Origin of the sequence: Pseudorhizobium halotolerans (assembly GCF_902153235.2) — a bacterium.
GTDB lineage: Bacteria > Pseudomonadota > Alphaproteobacteria > Rhizobiales > Rhizobiaceae > Neorhizobium > Neorhizobium flavum.
In genome coordinates this window covers 107,174-122,727 of record NZ_CABFWE030000016.1, presented here as the reverse complement: position 1 = coordinate 122,727, position 15,554 = coordinate 107,174, and the positions used below count along the sequence as shown (strand labels likewise).

The following is a 15,554-nucleotide window of genomic DNA, read 5'->3' as shown; positions in this document are numbered from 1 at the left end:
GATCCGGGCCGCGACGGACAATCCCTCCGAGCCTGTTCTGCTGCTTGCCGCGATTGCCGCAGGCGAGCGACCGAGTGAGAGAGTTCCGTGAATACGTTGGATTTCGACAAGAGGCCGGAAGATACGCGCGTCGTGGTCGCCATGTCTGGCGGCGTCGATTCCTCGGTGGTCGCCGGTCTTCTGAAGCGACAGGGCTATGACGTGCTCGGCATTACGTTGCAGCTCTATGATCATGGTGCTGCCGTCCACCGCGCCGGCTCCTGCTGTGCCGGCCAGGACATCGATGACGCGCGTCGGGTCTCCGAGACCCTCGGCATTCCCCACTACGTGCTCGACTACGAGAAGCGCTTCCGTGACGCGGTGATCAATCCCTTCGCCGAAGCCTATGCCATGGGCGAAACGCCGATCCCCTGCGTCGCCTGCAACCAGACGGTCAAGTTCGCCGATCTGCTGGCTACGGCGAAGGAGCTCGGGGCGGACGCACTGGCCACCGGTCACTATATCCGCTCCAAGCCAAATCCGTCGCAGAGCAACCCGAAGCGCCGTGCCCTCTACCGGCCGATCGACGCCGACCGCGACCAGAGCTGGTTCCTGTTCGCCACTACCCAGGAGCAGATCGACTACCTGCGCTTCCCGCTCGGCGGCATGTCGAAGGCGCAGGTGAGGGCGCTTGCCGAGGAGATGGGGCTCGTCGTTGCCCAGAAGGCGGACAGCCAGGACATCTGTTTCGTGCCGCAGGGCCGCTACACGGACGTCATCAACAAGGTGCGGCCGAACGCAGCGCTGGGAGGCGATATCGTCCACATGGACGGACGCGTGCTCGGGCAGCATGAAGGCATACTCCACTACACGATCGGCCAGCGGCGCGGCATCGGGGTCGCGACCGGCGAACCGCTCTACGTCGTCTACCTCGATGCCCGCGGCCGCCGCGTCATCGTCGGCCCCAAGGAAGCGCTGGATACTCGCCGCGTCTACCTGCGCGACGTCAACTGGCTGGGCGATGGCACGCTGGCGGAAGACGCCGCCAACGGCTTTCCCTGCTTCGCCAAGGTGCGCTCCAGCCGTCCGCCCACCCCTGTCGTGCTCCACAGTGACGAGAGCGGCATCTATGTCGATCTCCTCGAAGGGGAGGCTGGCGTCGCGCCGGGACAGGCCTGCGTTCTCTATTCCGCGCAAGGCGCAGATGCGCGCGTCTGGGGCGGTGGCTTCATCGAGCGCTCGGAACGTGCGCCGGATGCCGAGGCTTCGCTCAAGGCGCTGCTTGCAGAGCCCGTAGCTGCCTGAGGCCACGGATCGTTCCTCGTGGCAAAAACGCGAAAGACCGTGCTTGACACTTCCATCGCACCGGTCTTATAAGCCGCACATCCGAACGGAGCCGCCTTTTCAGCACGCTGAAAACCAAGGGCCGGTCATCGTGTGGCGGGGTAGCTCAGGTGGTTAGAGCAGCGGAATCATAATCCGCGTGTCGGGGGTTCAAGTCCCTCTCCCGCTACCACTTTTCTCCAGAATATCAGAAGTCACTGCATCTCGTCGACTGCCGCGAAGGCGCCGTTGTAGCCGGACGCGCCTTTCCGGACTTTTGACAGCGAGATCCGGACTTTTCGAAAATCCAGCCGCTGGCAAGAACGCCCCTCAAAGCAGCCCCATAGCTTCGACGTCATATCTAAGGCCGCATCGATCGTAGTAGGGGTTGTGGACCTTCAAGCAGCCTTCTGCCTCAGCCAATTTGAGCCGCAGCTCCGGTAGGCTCATATCAGGCACTTTCTTCAGCATGGCGCTTGCATCGTACCTGCGGCGCATCCCGCAGGTAGCGCATTGCACCACGATCTTACGGCCGGTGAAGTCTGCCAGGTGAGGATCGCGGGGCTCGTCGTCGGGAAGCGGTTTTCGACGCATATGGCATTCTCACGTTGAGACCGCCGCATCGGTCGTAAGTCAGTCCCGGCCGCCACCGGTCCCAACTGGTATCGGCCCACTTGAAACGGAGATCAAGGGCTGGAGATGATCACTTCTTTTACCGCCTTGGACCTCGGTCCGCCGCTGATCGAATAGGTGCAGTCGACCTCCTCGATCCTGAACTTTGAGAAGGTCTCAAAGACGCCTGGAACCGCGTTCAAGGATAGGATGAAGCGGCCTTTTATGCTGCCGAGAACTAATGCCATCTCGGCGAAATCCTTGCGGGCAAACACCGCCCGGCCGTAGTCCTCCTCGTTCCCCCAGTACGGAGGGTCGAGGTAGAAAAGGGTCGCTGCTCGATCATAGCGCTCGATGACCTTCTGCCAGGTGACGCTCTCGATGACGACGCCTGCCATCCTCTCATGGATGTCTTCCAACTGTGGACCGAGCTTCAGGAGATTGAAGCGCGCTCCAGACATCGAGATCCCGAAGTTCTGACCGGCCACCTTACCACCAAATGCGAGGCGCTGGAGGTAGAGAAAGCGCGCCGCCCTTTCTAGATCGGTGAGGGTTGCGGGATCAGTCTGAGAAAGCCGCTCAAATTCCCTCCGAGACGTGATCTGGAAGCGCAGCGTCTCCATGAATTGCGGGTAGTGCCGCTGGAGGATTCGGAAGAGGTTGGCGACCTCGCCGTTGATGTCGTTGATCACTTCCAGTCGAGGTCGTCTATTGCGCCTCAGGAAGACACCGCCCATGCCAACGAAGGGTTCGGCATAGCAGTCGTGCGGCACCTCGTTGACGCGCTCGATGATCTGTTTCGATAAGATGCGTTTCCCGCCGATGTAAGCTGCCGCCGGCAGGGTAGGCGATACTTGTTCAAGATGAAGATGGTGCATAAAAAATTAATCCGTTCCGCTCACTGTCGTCTGGCCCTTCGGGGTCCAGGTACGACGGTTGTGAGAGCTACAGTCGGACGGGTCAGGTCGCCAAACTTCGGCCCGTCGCTAGGAGCGCTTCGGCGCTCCGGCTGCCTGGTAGGCCGCATCGGATTGAGACGGCCGCAGGGATAGCCGAGGAGGTGCTATTCTTGCTGAATGCTCGTGCTGACAATCGAACCAGGGAACTGGCCATAGATGCCATTGCCGAACTCAACCGTGAGCGGATCAGTGCCTTCAAGCTGAGAAGGCGTGAAGCCGGCGACTGTTGAGATCGTTACGCCGTCCTGTTTCGTGACAATCCCGGCCGCACTGATCTCCATCGTGAACGTGGTCGGAACGGTCTTCCACGACAATTCACCTGACACAGCATGGGGCCGCACGAGCTTCCACACCTTCCCGTATTCATCTCGGTTCGGCACGGATTCATAGTCTGGCGCTTGGAGGTTGCCGGGTGTGTTCGACCCTACCGTGAACGCTCCATCCTTCCAGATGCCGGCGCATGGCAGACGCTGACGCCAGTCGGTATTGCCACCGAAGGTGTCGATGTAAGGACCATTGCTCATGTCGATCGGCGGTGCCGTGTAGAGCCTCTGGTAGTGCCAGGCGTTGTTGATCGTGTCGTGGCGGTGAACTACGCCCCACGGGAACAGGGGAAGCACCATGTCTCCCCCATACATTGTCATGGCCTGGATCTCTCTCACGTTCGGACCCGCGCCCGCTTCTTCCGGCGGGAAGTCAGGAATGCGGGTGACCGAGCTTGCGGTCAGATGCCACTGATCTCCGTTCGGATAGTCGCCTAAACGAAGCTCATCAAACCACTGCATCAAGCAGTAGAATTCGTTCACGCTCTCAGGCTGACTGACATACGCCCAAGAGTTAGCTACCGCATCGTACTTGATGGCTCTTCCATATCCAGAGATGGCGTAGACTGCCCCGTTGAGGATCCCAAAGGCCCTCAGGAAATGCGACGGCATAAGAGCGAATGAACTGATCGGAGATCCTACCGCTCCACCGGGTGTCCAGGAATAGACGCGGATATAGCCGTCGTCCCAACTTGTGAACAGCAGGCCATTGTGAAACAGCGCACTGCCGTTGCTCGGCTTGTATGTTGGGCCGCTGTAGCCGACGATCTTGACGCCGTCGTAGTAGATTCCCTTGTCGGTCGAGACGAAGAGGCCGCTCCCGATCCAGTGAGCATAGTTGATCTGCTCGCCGGCGGCGAAGGTTGTGCCGTTCCATGGTGTCGGCAGGTTGACCCACGTATTGCTGCCCTCGTCATAATATTGCCGGTTGGTCCCGTCGATCAGAACGCCATCAAGCACGAAGACGTGGTAGCGCGGATTATCATTTCGCGCCGTGCCCAGCTCGGTCACGACAAAGTCGCTTTGGTCACCCTTCTTAGCGAAGGAATGCAGCATCCGGGGATTGTTACGGACGTAGTGATTGTAGAACTGCGGTACGCCAAGGGCGCTAATGACGTCCATTGAACCGCTGCCGCGAACCTGAAGCAGCGTGCCCAACGCCTGCCCAGCCTCGATGCCAAGGTTCACTGTGGCGGAAAGCGTGATTTTCGATGAGGATCGAGAAACGGAGTTCTGGCCCGCGCCGCCGCCTCCAGCACCGAGCGCGAAGGAAGCTAGGCTAAAAGCAAATGTACGCCGGGACATCATGACCATTCCGTGATGATTACAATACCGGGCGCGCCATTGCCACCATTGTATGCGTTCGCACTTGCGTTCGAAGCGCCTGAGCCACCGCCACCGTAGCCGGTGCCATTCTGTCCAATATTGCCTGAAGAACCGCCTTCGGTGACTTGTCGGCCACCTGACCCAAGCGCGGACCCGCCGCCTTCCCCAGAAAGCGCGGTCAGTCCCGTCCCGAAAAGGACACCAACACGGCCGCCATCACCGGGGATGACGATATCCATCCCTGCCGAGACGCCACCGGTACCCGTACCGCCACCGCCATCACCGCCCGGGCCTGCTGCCCGCTGGTTGCCGGTCACTCTAGTGGTGCCGGAAGCGCCGGCGCCACCACCCTTGCCGACGCAAAGCGTTCCAACGGAACTATCACCTCCCGCCGTGGGTGCCCCACCTCCAATGCCACCTGACCCCATCGCGCCAACAGTGATCGGCTCCGTCGCTCCCCATCCAGACACAAGCCACCGCTCCTGGTATCCGCCACCGCCGCCTCCTGCGCCTCCGCCGACGCCAGTGCCCGCAGCAGCCACACCACCGCCGCCACCGCCAGCGCCCTGCGCAGCGAAGCAAACCATCTTTGCGTCAGGATGAGGCGTCCACGTTCCACTCGCCGTGAAGGTCGTGATACGAAGCAGCGTTCGTCCGATTGCGGTATCTCGGTCAGGCAATTTGATAGATCTCGACTGACCGGCGGCAATCGCACTGGTGTCGAAGAGCGCCTTCCCGCCGCCATCATTCGAAAGAGCAAAATTCGCGCTCTTGATGGTCTTTGGGGTTGCAAACAATGCAGCGATGACATCGTTCTTGTTCGTTGCCATCCAAACGGTCGCACGCCAGAGCGTCTTCGCCTCATTCGGCCAGATGCGGGCGGACTCACCAGTCAGCAGCGAGATCGAAGACGCGCCTTCGATTTGCTCCGATGCGTTCGGATCTATCACCAGCGTGCCAGCACCGGCGTTGTAGACGAGATAGGCTTCCGCATTGCTCGCACCCACCGCAGGAAGGGCGAATGTAATAGTGGTTGCCTTGTTGGCCGTGATGACGATGCCAGCGTCATCAACAGTCAGCGTATAGTCGTCGGTCTTCACCGCCTCGACTAGTTCGGAGGCAGACCCGCCACCGACTTCGTCTAAGCGAGCGGCTGGTATGCCTCCCGGCGTCACCGCATCGTGGGCGTGGATCCGCTTTGTAGTCGTGTTGAAGGTGAACTCGCCCTCCAAGCCCACAAAGGTCGAATGCTCAGCGTCTGTGCCGCGACGGCGCTTGATTGCTTCGCTCATGCTGCGAGGCCTCCATAATCTCGGGTGATGTCTGCTGCGTCGGTGATGAGGCCATAGTCCTGCACACGGGGGACTGAGCCGGGGAAGTACTGCCAGTCGGCCGGGTTATCGCGTGGCCGGCTATTGGTATTGGTGGTGGAGGAGATCCACGTGGCGGGGTTGGCCTCGGCGTCGTCATCCGTCACGAGATCGCCGTTTACGTACTCGCTCAGGCTGCTCCACGCCCCGCGCCAGGTGATCCCGCGTATACCCTGCGGACCGACGTCGCCCCGAATGTCGATGGCATCATTGATGTCTGCAACCAGGCCCCCGAGGCCGACATAGAGGCCGGTCCCGGCGGGCTTCGTACCCTCTCCACCAATAAAGTCGGCAACGCGCAGCACCTGCTTCGAACCGTGGGCCACTACCTCTGGCTCAATTACCCAGCCCTTGTATCCTTGAACGCCGCGCGGGATGGCGAAGGTCATCTGGTAAGCGCCGTTATTGCCGGTCAGCGAAACACTTGCCGGCTGATCTGGCGAAAGTGTCTGTACTGTGCCGATCGCCAGTGATGGTGCCGGCCCTACGGGACCGGTACCGTAGTTGAAAGGCCCAGCCCAATCACCCGCCGCATCGCTTGCCTTGACGTAGAACTCCGGCTCCTCGACCCCGATGATAACGAGGTATCCGAACCTCGCCGGTTTGGCGTCATGCATGGCGCGGCCTGCGAGCGTGCCCACCGCGTCATACTTGAAGATCGTTCCGGCCCGCAGCTCCGAGAGCATGAACGACAGGTTTCGGCTGTTGGCATCGAGTTCCTTCAGGTACGCCGTGTCCCGCTGGATCGAATAGCTGTAGGTGCCGCTTGCTCCCATCCATGCCAGCTCGGCCGTGATCGCGGTGTCGCTGTCGACAGTGGCGATCGGGAGTGGATTCCCGATCGCCTCGACAAGGATGTTTCCGCCTGAAATGAGCGCCAGCATCCAGCCGGTACCATTGCCGACGACAGCGGTGCTGCCTTGTTCAAGAGTGACTGTTCCGGTGCGATAGAAAGAGGTCATAGCGGGTCCTAAGCCGGGATGCCGAACACGTAGTAGCGGATCCCGATGATCGGGTTGTCGTCGTACTCGTAAGACGGGGTGTTCTGGTCGAATGCCTGGGCGGTGGGGTACCACTTCCAGACGGGAGCGCCCCGAAACGTAAAGAAGCGGGCTTCCGTCGAGGTTACCCGGCAATAGGTGGAATCGCCGCCGTCCTCGATGGACTGCCAGCCCGTCCGATAGAGCCCAAGCCGGCTTACCACTGGCGGCTTGATCGCCTTCGACCACGACGTCCCAAGGCCGTCGCTATAACCGCCGTGGACGGTCATGTACTTCACGATCGGGAACATGCCGGCTGCATTGATCGGGACAACGTGCTGCTGTGCGCCATTCCCGACCGGCAGGTACCCTTCCGCAAGGATCTGCAGCGATGGCCACCGGCTATCGAGAACGATGTCCCGAAAGCTTGGGCTGGGCCCGGCGCCAGGACGTAAGAACTGAACAACATCCTCGCCGTTGATGGTCAGCTGGCGCCAGACGTCGTTGTTGCCGGAGGTGGGAGCATCGCCTTCGCCAGCAATGACGATGAAGCGCGCGCGACAGGCCCCAGATGGATTGCTGAAGTACAGATACTGCCCGTCGATCCAATACTCCGCCCCCTTCTCGAACTCAGTCGGATTGGTCGGGAAATAAAGAGCGTCGCCGGCGGTGTAGAAGTAGACATCAGGCGCGGACCCGGCCGGCAGAGGCATTCCGAGGTCATAGCTCGAAACGCCAGCTGGGACGGCGATATCCGCGGCGGCAATCACCTTGGGCGGGAGCTTGGAGCTGTCAAAGGCCAGCTGGGTTTCGGTCGCCATCTTGACGTCGAAACCGGGCTTGGCCGCCCGGCACCAATCCTTGGTTATCTGGATGACGTCCTGACCAGGCACCGGAGCCTGAGGAGCGCCGCCGATGATCGGCGTCTCATCACCCGGCAGTCGCCAGATCACGAGGCCCGCTCGGCGGCCGGTGCTGCTGTTGCTGTCGTTGAGTTCCTGCAACACATAGACGCCGTAGGACCAATAGGTGGGGGCGCTCGTGTCCGGAGGATCCCAATCCTTGTACCAGATCCCGCCGTTGACCCCGGCAGCACTTGTCCGCCAGCGGCCGCCTCGATCGCCGTAACCACGAGTGCTCAGGACCGTCTTGCCGTCCAGGAACCTTCCGGTCGAGAAGTGGATCGGCTTGAGGTCAAACAGAGGCAGGCCATAGAGGAGCCCGCCGAAATAGGCATTCGAAGCATAGAGCCGGTTGCTGCCGGTCGTGGTGCGCACGAAGTAGTTTCCGTCGCCACCCGTCGAAGAGTAGTAGGTGAGAGGCGTGATCGAGAGCTGGACCTTTACGTCGGCCGACCATTTCGAATTGTAGAGGAACGCCGACCGCTCGCTGTCCAGGATGGTCCTCGGATCCCGGTCGCCATAGGTGATCTTGACGCAAGAGACGTTCTCGTAGTCGACACCTACCGCCCAGCTGATCATGACGACCTCACCACGATGCCGTTCTCATCGATCCGGACGCGGCCACCGCCGAGGCTGATGATCGCCGAATTGACGAGGCCGATGTTGGCGACATTGAGCTTGAGCTGGCCGTTCTCAAAGACCAGTGGCGAAGAGGCGTTGCCGGCCGTGTCTGTGACAACGAACTGCTGCGTGTCGAAGGCGATCCGAGACTTCACGACGCCGGCTTGTGTGTAGAGCTGCAGCAGCATGCCCGTTGTCATGAACGCGCCGGTGCTTCCGGCCTTCAGTAGGATGGCATAGCTGACATCGACACCGGCCGGACTGGCGACCGCTTCGAACTTGACCATGCCACCAGCGAAGCGTTCGTTGAGCTGGGTCCCGATTTCTGTGGTCTGGCTGGCGATGGCCGCCAAGTCGTCTGCGATGACGACGATCTCTTCCTCGAAGAAGGCGCGGGCGTTTTCTACCGCTACCTCGACGCGCCGGCGCTGCGTCTCGGTCACTGCGCCTTCAAGTTGATGATCCGTGAGAAGGCGCTCAAGCGAAGACCGGAGGTCGCCGATCTCGCTATAAAGCTTCGTAAAGATCGCTTTGACGTCAGCACCGATCTTGCTCAGATCCGCGATCAAATCGCCGTCGCCGACATTGGGAGTCCGAACCGGCATCCAATCCGACCACTCAGTTTCGCGGCGGGTATAGGGCGTGAACCTTCCGCGAGCCTCGTAGTCGGTGCTGCCCTTAAAGACGGCGTTGATCAGCCAGCTGTACGGAGGCGCATAGGGTGTCGAGGTGCTCTCGAACACTATCGACTGATCGGCGGCAAGGCGCACCTGCACCCAAACAAACTGAACATCGTCCTGGTCGGGTGCGGCGCTGATGCGAATTGTCGGCCGCCACGGATTGCCATCCGCGTCCCGCAGCACATCGGGCTCCACCTGCCAACCAAACATCGGCTGGGGCGGCGGCAGGATCGGGCCAAGCCACCCGACGACCGGAGGCGTGATGATCTCGGGCGGATCGTAGTCGGATGGGTCGAGTTCCTTGATCAGGGTGCGGTGCAGGCTGCCCCTGAGGCGCGTGCTCCTGACGATAAGGAATTTCTTGTTAGAGTAGCTGTTCCGCTCACTCGACCAGGACACCACGTCGTTCGGCTCCAGCGCCGAAGCCGAAGGCGGGAGAACGACCTCGTGGACGCGCCAGCGCTGCTCCTCGTCGATCATTGTCTTCATCAGGGACTGAACCTGATCCGAAAAGGGCACGGCATCGAAACGGAGGTCGATGGGCAGCCGTTGACCGCCGTCTCGTGCAACCAGCGCCGGCGAGGACTTCTCCGGAGCGTCCTTGTAGGTCCACCTTTGCAAAGGCTCCGGATAGACGGCCGTCGCGGTATTGTAGGTTGAGGAGATGGAAGGGAACGGCTGGAAATCCTGCTCGCTGGTGACCACGATGCCGCTATCGTCGAAGCTGTAGACGGCAGCTGCCGGCGCACCGACCAGGAGCTTGATGATGCCGCCGACTTCAGCCAGGCGACCGGCACAGCCGAGCCGGAGATCTTCGATCGTTTCGAGCGGCTCCTGGTCGACCGGAACCTCAAGACCGCCACGGAACTGGCGGCGACCGCCGAGGAGGCGGTCCGCTTCATTGAGTGCGGCGATCCATGAGGAGGCGGGAAGGCGATGCTGAGGGAAGTTCCGCCCGCCATGCAGCCATCGGCCGTCATAGTAGATGCCGCGTGCGACGTTGTAGATCATGGTCGCAAGATTGTCGCTCGACGCCCACGTTCCGGAGTTCGTCCAGCGCTGGGCACCCGATCCTCCGTTCGTGCTGTCCTGCCGCAGGTCATAGAGCGGCATCGGCGTCGGCTGGTAGACGCCCTGGGGCAAGCCTTGCTGGAAGAGGTCCTGGTTGAAGCGCGCGGTCAGGATGACGGCCTGACAGCCACGGCCGACCATGGAGGACTTGAACGGCCGCTCGGCATGACCACCGAATACTGCCATCAGGAACGGATCGGCGGCAACCTGACTGCCGTCGAGATATTTCAGCCACAGATAATCGGTGCCGCCTCGCCTGAATTGCTGGACTGGGAAGCCCCTGCCGTCCGGATGGGGCTCGTTCCAGAGGATCGTGCACTGGACGTCGCCGATCCAAGCGGACTGCAATCCTTGCGGTCCGGCATTGGAGGGAAGGCAGGAAAGCTCGATGACATCGGTGACATAGGCGTTGGGCGTGTTGTCAGCGCTTCCCCAGGTGCCGATGTAGATCCGGCGGCCAGCTGTGGCATAGGTGCCCAGCAGATAGGTGCGCGGCTGGGTATCCCCCATCTGCACCGAAAGGGTGACGCCGATCGGCTCCCGCTTTCTTGCCGCCTTGCCAGCACGGGCCTGCTGGATCAACCCCATGCCCACGTTGACAGCGATGACGAAGGCCGTCTTGACGAGGAAGGCCGCGACACCGCCGGCCGAGAAGAACCCGGCAATAGCCGCGATTGCGCCTCCGACCGGGGCAGCTGTCGCGGACGTTGCAGCCAGAAGCAGAATTAGGAGAGCAAGGAGGCTTCGGAGGCCCATTCAACCCACCTTGAAGCAGATGGCGGCGTCGAGCAGGTCAACGGTGCCGACGCCTGTTTCGGTGAGCACGAAGATCCTCTCGCCGTTGACGACGCCGAGCGCGTGGCCGATCGGTCCATCCATGGCGATCGCCGCGATGTCGCCGATCTCTGCCTGGCTTGGATGGATGGGAGGCAGCATCGATGCGACCAGGTCGCCCAGCGTCTCGAAGCCAAGCTCCCGGATCAGACGGGCGGCGCTCAATGCATCATGGTAGGTGCCGGCATACTGCGCCGAGAGATCGACGCCGGTCATTGCATGGACCAGGCGGCCGGCAAGCGAGGGACCGCAATCGTGCTCGCCCCACACGAACGGGCGCGCCTTGATCTCGTCGATCGCGGCTTCGTAGCGACGGCGCCAGTCTTTGTGTCGGGTGAGCGTCATCCCGGCATCATGGTCGGCCGGCGCACAACGAAACACCGTCCGATTTCGGACGGTGGGGAACCTATCGCAATGTCAGGTGGATGGGGGGAAGCATAGTCAACGGAAGCGGACAGAGCAATAGCTGCCGTCAGGATGCCTTCTGGCCCCAGGGAAGGTCCCATGTCTCGATGACGCCGGCATACAGGTTCCACTCATCGCCGCCGCGCAGTTTCTGCGCTTCGTAGGACGCTTTCTCGGGGTTGGTGCGGGTGAGCATCGACATGACCTCGGAAACGCATTTGAGCGTCGCACGTCCTTCGCCGCCGATCCGCGGCGTCTTGATCGGCATGCCATCGACAATCCCGAGGAACAGAGGAAGGTCGGCCGCGACCGGTTGGCCGGTCTCCGGATGCAGGAGGATCTCGTGGATCTCGACATGAGCACGATGAACGTCATGCGTCCTGGTCACGAGCTGCGCGACCGTGGCGAGCTGCGAAAGATCGATGCTGACCGTCTGGACGGTGAAGTCAGACGTGCGCGGGATCTCGCTGACGGTCAGAAGGTTGCCGCCGCCATAGTAGGGTCGGGTCACAACCTGATTGGTCTCCCCGTCGATGACGGAGAGGGCAATATCCTCATCCCCATCCCAGACGCCGATCGGCTCCGGCAATCCTGTTGCTCTGTTCTTGGCAACGACCCAGACCGCGAGGCGTGTGATGAGGCCCGCGTCTGTGGCGGCTGACTGGACGGCCGTGATGGCAGCGGGCTGATTGCGCACCTAGCTTCTCTTCTTCTGCAGGACTCGGAATGCTGCGCCCCTGGTGGCACCTCGGCGGCCGACACCCGGCTTGTGGGTGTTCGGCTGGATGATCACGGGGCAGGCTGGGCGGATCAGGGTTACAGTCGCACCTGGCGCTAGAGACAGGGGAAGTCTCGGGAAGACGGACACGTTCGCTTCACCGGTACCAGCTGCTGCGACGGTGGCGGCGACTTCGAAGAACCGGATTGCCTCGCCCTGAGTGATCTGCAGCTTGTCGCCGATGGTCAGGACGTAGCCCGCCGGCAGTCCCTGAAGAAGTGCGACGCGCCGATCGCTGTCCACCGCGCGGATTGTCACGGCCGCCGCGCCGAGGACCAGGCCGCCGGGATCCGCCTGCGGGTAGAGAGACAGCGGGTCGCACATCAGGAACGATACGCGCGACCCATCCAGTGCCCTGATCCGTGCCGCAACCTGCTTCAATTCATCGTGCAGGCCGTCGCCCAGGATGACGTCGGCCGTCCAGAGCGGATCGGCCAGCTCGGCCTGCCAGACGTCACCACTTCCAATCCCGGAGAATTCGTCGTTCCGCTGGATCGACCATTCCACCGAAGCGATCGGCAGCTGGTCGAACACGGCGGCAAGTGAAAGCGGAGCAGCCATTAGCGCCACCTCGGGTTTTCGTTGATCTCGGCCATCCGGTTGGGAAGATCCTGATCGTACTGCTTCACGACCTCGACCGCGATTCCGGGCGCATCCTGGGCGATGGCTTCGCGGATCGCCGGCATGATGTTTCCATTGCTGTCGGCATCAAGGCCGAGCTTCAGGATGAGCTGCATCTTGCCTGACGTGGCCGCACCATTCGGACGAGACATCTGCGGCGACATCAGCGGCGCGACGTCAACGACACCGCCATTGTTATAGCCTCGTCGGCCGAGACGCATCGCCTCGACAACCTGAGGGCCGCCGGCGCGGGCGACATCCCGCTGGGACCAGACCACCTCGCCAGCGTGAACCACGCCGCGCGGCTCGTGAACGCCACCAGGACCGGTATAGCCGCCACGATCGTAAAGACCGCCAGGGGCAGAAGGGAAGGCGGAGGTTCCGCCACCAAACAGACTGCCGAACCCGCCGAAGAGGGCGCCAAGGATGCCGCCTCCGGAGCCGCCGGATGCCGCGCCGTTCACCTGAAAGAGGCTATTCAGGACGTCGTTCAACAGGGTGTCGGAGATCCGCTTGAGGACGGAGATCGCCGCGTCGCCCATCGACTCCCACAGCCCCTTGCCTTCCCGAAGGCCGCTGAAGAGGGTGCTAGTGAAGTCGCCGGCGAGATCCCGCGCATACTGCAGCTGCAGGTTCGTCCGGATGAGGCCAGCCTCATAGCTGTCGAAATCGACCGCAAGGCCGGCGCTACGCAGCGTCGATGCGATCTGCTGGTCCATCGCCGATCGACCGAGCTGCTCACGCTGGAAGAGCAGGTCCGCCTTCAGCTGCGCGGATGCTGCCGCCTCGGCGTATTTCTTGAACGCCTCGACTCGAGCATTGATCGCCTCGACCTGCTTGGCCGATAGCGAGCGACCCTTCTCCTCCGATTGCTGCAGGAGGTCGAGCTTGAAGCGCAGCGTTTCGGAGGCGACACCGGTCTGGCCCGCCAGCTCCGCCTCCAGCTTCATCTGGGCCACGCGATCGTCGGCCGACTTGACCAGGTCCCGGTAGGCATTGGCCGTCGCCGTGGCGGCCTTGTCGGGCTTGTCGCCGAGCGTTACCGGCCGGCTGCCAGGTGCGGGTACATTGGTGCGGTTGCCATCACTGTTGATGACGGTCGGGTTTTGGTCCTCGATCCGGCGCAGGGTGTCCTGGAACTGCCGATAGGCGTCGTCGCGCTCCTCGCGGTTGTTCGCGTAGGATTGCGCAAGCCGGTATTGCCTTTCCGCAAGTTCGGTGTCCGTGAGATTGGCAACCGAGATCCCCGAAAGCTCCCGGAGGGCTTTCGTGAAGATGCCAACGCGGTTCGCCTCGGCCGCAGCCGCAGCGCCGATCCCCTTCATCACACCTTCAAGCGGTGAAAGGGCGCGTTGGGCTTCAAGCCCCGAACTCGCCGAGGCGCGAAGCTCCGCAATCATCTTGCGGATGTTCTCCGGCGTGCCGCTCTGGTTCTCGATATCGATCAGCGTTCCGACAAAAGCCTCAAGGTTGGGCTTTCCGGAGCGAATGCCCTCATCCAACTGCGCCATCGCCGATCGCATCTGGCCGATTATGAAGGTCGCACCGCCAAAATCGCGGATGTCGAACTGGCCGAGGCCGTCGCGGAGAGAAACGCCGGCATCGAGCACGGATTTCTCAAGCGCCTTGATCTGATCGGCGATCTCCTGCTTCAGGATCTTGCTGCTTTCGGAGGCATAGGCTCGAAGGCCATCAGCCGCCTGTGGCCAGGCTTCCCGAATGCGGGCGATCAGCGCGGTATGGTTCTCAAGAACCTGCTTCGCCGTAGCGGAATCATCATTGAGGGTGGAGAAGTACTGGATCGCCGCAGCGCCGGCCGCGACGACGCCGATGGTCACCAGCGAGACCGGGTTGATGACCGACATGAAGGCAGCAGCCAGTCCGCGAACCGGGCTTTCCATCTGGTTGAGAACCATCGAAAGCTGGGTGCCCTGCTGGAGGGCAATCTGTAGGGGCGACATGCCCATGGCCGAGGTGACCGCGATGTCCTGAAACTGCGCCGCGATATTGGCCGTCTCAAACCCACGAGCCGAACCGCCCATCATGGCTGGTGTGTCGACCAGCGCCCGGTTCCGTCCCTTGATCGCATCGATGCTCGCCAGCGTCGCCTGCCGATGGCGTTGGAGCGCAGCGCTCATTTCATCGGCCGACAGTGCGCCCATGGCATGTGCGGTGCGGATCTCGATCTGCGCCTGCTTATAGTTCTGAATGACGGAGAAGAGCGGGTTGTATTTCGCCCGAAGTCGATCGAGCGCCAGCCCTTCATCGGCCAGCGCGCCAGTCCAGCGCCGGATGTTGTCATTACCGGTGCTGCTGTGCAGGCCGGTCGAGGCTGCGATCAGCTTCTGCATCTCCGTCGCGGTACGGCCGGCAGCATCGCCGATGGTATCGACGGCACGGCTTGCCTCGGCGGCACCTTGCCGCGCCTGGCTCGGGTCGATCTCGACCCTGGCGGAGATCTTCAGTGGAGTAGCCATCACGCCACCTCGTTGAGGATGGGAAGAGCGGCGGCCTCCATGAACCGGAGATCGTTGAAGGCGGATTTGCGCTGCTCGCGCTCGAAATCGAGAGAGAGGAGAACCTGCTTGCAGGCGAGATAGTCGAGGCCAAGCCAGATCAGCCCCGTCATGCCCGCCACGGCACGCCATTGCGTCTGGCAGGCGATGAAGGCGCTGAAGCTGTGCCAGGCATTGGCCATGATCTCGGTGTCATCCCCGTCGTCCTGGTCGTGCTCGACCTGGACATTCAACTCCGCAAACTGCTTGCGCAC

Annotated in this window: 12 protein-coding genes and 1 tRNA gene; 2 read left to right on the top strand and 11 right to left on the bottom strand. The window is 62.0% G+C overall.

The genetic code is table 11. The features are described 5' to 3' along the window. Positions 1–87 precede the first annotated feature (87 nt). Positions 88–1,284, top strand: a complete 1,197-nt coding sequence (mnmA, locus tag FN060_RS20860; protein ID WP_142589878.1) for a tRNA 2-thiouridine(34) synthase MnmA — start codon at positions 88–90, stop codon at positions 1,282–1,284. Positions 1,285–1,418: 134 nt separating this feature from the next. Further along, positions 1,419–1,495, top strand: a tRNA-Met gene (locus tag FN060_RS20855). A gap of 493 nt (positions 1,496–1,988) precedes the next feature. On the opposite strand, the gene FN060_RS20850 is transcribed toward FN060_RS20855, so the two are convergent. The 11 genes from FN060_RS20850 to FN060_RS20800 form a co-directional block, all read right to left on the bottom strand. Continuing rightward, a complete protein-coding gene (locus FN060_RS20850) occupies positions 1,989–2,792 on the bottom strand; it encodes a DNA adenine methylase (protein ID WP_142589877.1) in 804 nt (267 codons plus the stop codon). A 185-nt stretch (positions 2,793–2,977) separates the two neighbouring features. Continuing rightward, complete coding sequence (locus tag FN060_RS20845) at positions 2,978–4,501, bottom strand: hypothetical protein (RefSeq protein WP_142589876.1); 1,524 nt, start codon at positions 4,499–4,501, stop codon at positions 2,978–2,980. Continuing rightward, a complete protein-coding gene (locus FN060_RS20840; RefSeq protein WP_142589875.1) occupies positions 4,501–5,814 on the bottom strand; it encodes a hyaluronate lyase N-terminal domain-containing protein in 1,314 nt (437 codons plus the stop codon). Before FN060_RS20840 ends, FN060_RS20845 begins: the two co-directional genes overlap by 1 nt. Further along, a complete protein-coding gene (locus tag FN060_RS20835) occupies positions 5,811–6,854 on the bottom strand; it encodes a hypothetical protein (protein WP_142589874.1) in 1,044 nt (347 codons plus the stop codon). Before FN060_RS20835 ends, FN060_RS20840 begins: the two co-directional genes overlap by 4 nt. 8 nt (positions 6,855–6,862) lie before the next feature. Continuing rightward, positions 6,863–8,353: a hypothetical protein gene (locus FN060_RS20830; RefSeq protein WP_142589873.1), complete on the bottom strand. Its 1,491-nt coding sequence runs from the start codon at positions 8,351–8,353 to the stop codon at positions 6,863–6,865. Further along, on the bottom strand, positions 8,350–10,902 hold the full coding sequence (locus tag FN060_RS20825; protein WP_142589872.1) for a phage tail tip fiber protein: 2,553 nt from the start codon (positions 10,900–10,902) through the stop codon (positions 8,350–8,352). The genes FN060_RS20830 and FN060_RS20825 overlap by 4 nt, the downstream gene beginning before the upstream one ends. Next, on the bottom strand, positions 10,903–11,325 hold the full coding sequence (locus tag FN060_RS20820; protein WP_142589871.1) for a DUF6950 family protein: 423 nt from the start codon (positions 11,323–11,325) through the stop codon (positions 10,903–10,905). It abuts the gene before it with no gap. A 127-nt stretch (positions 11,326–11,452) separates the two neighbouring features. After that, positions 11,453–12,082, bottom strand: coding sequence for a hypothetical protein (locus FN060_RS20815; protein WP_142589870.1), 630 nt, complete (start codon positions 12,080–12,082; stop codon positions 11,453–11,455). Next, positions 12,083–12,724 carry a hypothetical protein gene (locus tag FN060_RS20810; protein WP_142589869.1) on the bottom strand — a complete coding sequence of 214 codons (642 nt, stop codon included), beginning with the start codon at positions 12,722–12,724 and terminating at the stop codon, positions 12,083–12,085. Beyond that, on the bottom strand, positions 12,724–15,261 hold the full coding sequence (locus tag FN060_RS20805) for a phage tail length tape measure family protein (protein ID WP_244665901.1): 2,538 nt from the start codon (positions 15,259–15,261) through the stop codon (positions 12,724–12,726). The genes FN060_RS20810 and FN060_RS20805 overlap by 1 nt, the downstream gene beginning before the upstream one ends. After that, positions 15,261–15,554: a DUF1799 domain-containing protein gene (locus tag FN060_RS20800; protein WP_210310782.1), complete on the bottom strand. Its 294-nt coding sequence runs from the start codon at positions 15,552–15,554 to the stop codon at positions 15,261–15,263. The genes FN060_RS20805 and FN060_RS20800 overlap by 1 nt, the downstream gene beginning before the upstream one ends.

Excerpts from the sequence above, each read along its gene's own strand:
- FN060_RS20850 (WP_142589877.1), bottom strand. The coding sequence starts at position 2,792 with ATGCACCATCTTCATCTTGAACAAGTATCGCCTACCCTGCCGGCGGCA.
- FN060_RS20845 (WP_142589876.1), bottom strand. The coding sequence starts at position 4,501 with ATGTCCCGGCGTACATTTGCTTTTAGCCTAGCTTCCTTCGCGCTCGGT.
- FN060_RS20840 (WP_142589875.1), bottom strand. The coding sequence starts at position 5,814 with ATGAGCGAAGCAATCAAGCGCCGTCGCGGCACAGACGCTGAGCATTCG.
- FN060_RS20835 (WP_142589874.1), bottom strand. The coding sequence starts at position 6,854 with ATGACCTCTTTCTATCGCACCGGAACAGTCACTCTTGAACAAGGCAGC.
- FN060_RS20830 (WP_142589873.1), bottom strand. The coding sequence starts at position 8,353 with ATGATCAGCTGGGCGGTAGGTGTCGACTACGAGAACGTCTCTTGCGTC.
- FN060_RS20825 (WP_142589872.1), bottom strand. The coding sequence starts at position 10,902 with ATGGGCCTCCGAAGCCTCCTTGCTCTCCTAATTCTGCTTCTGGCTGCA.
- FN060_RS20820 (WP_142589871.1), bottom strand. The coding sequence starts at position 11,325 with ATGACGCTCACCCGACACAAAGACTGGCGCCGTCGCTACGAAGCCGCG.
- FN060_RS20810 (WP_142589869.1), bottom strand. The coding sequence starts at position 12,724 with ATGGCTGCTCCGCTTTCACTTGCCGCCGTGTTCGACCAGCTGCCGATC.
- FN060_RS20805 (WP_244665901.1), bottom strand. The coding sequence starts at position 15,261 with ATGGCTACTCCACTGAAGATCTCCGCCAGGGTCGAGATCGACCCGAGC.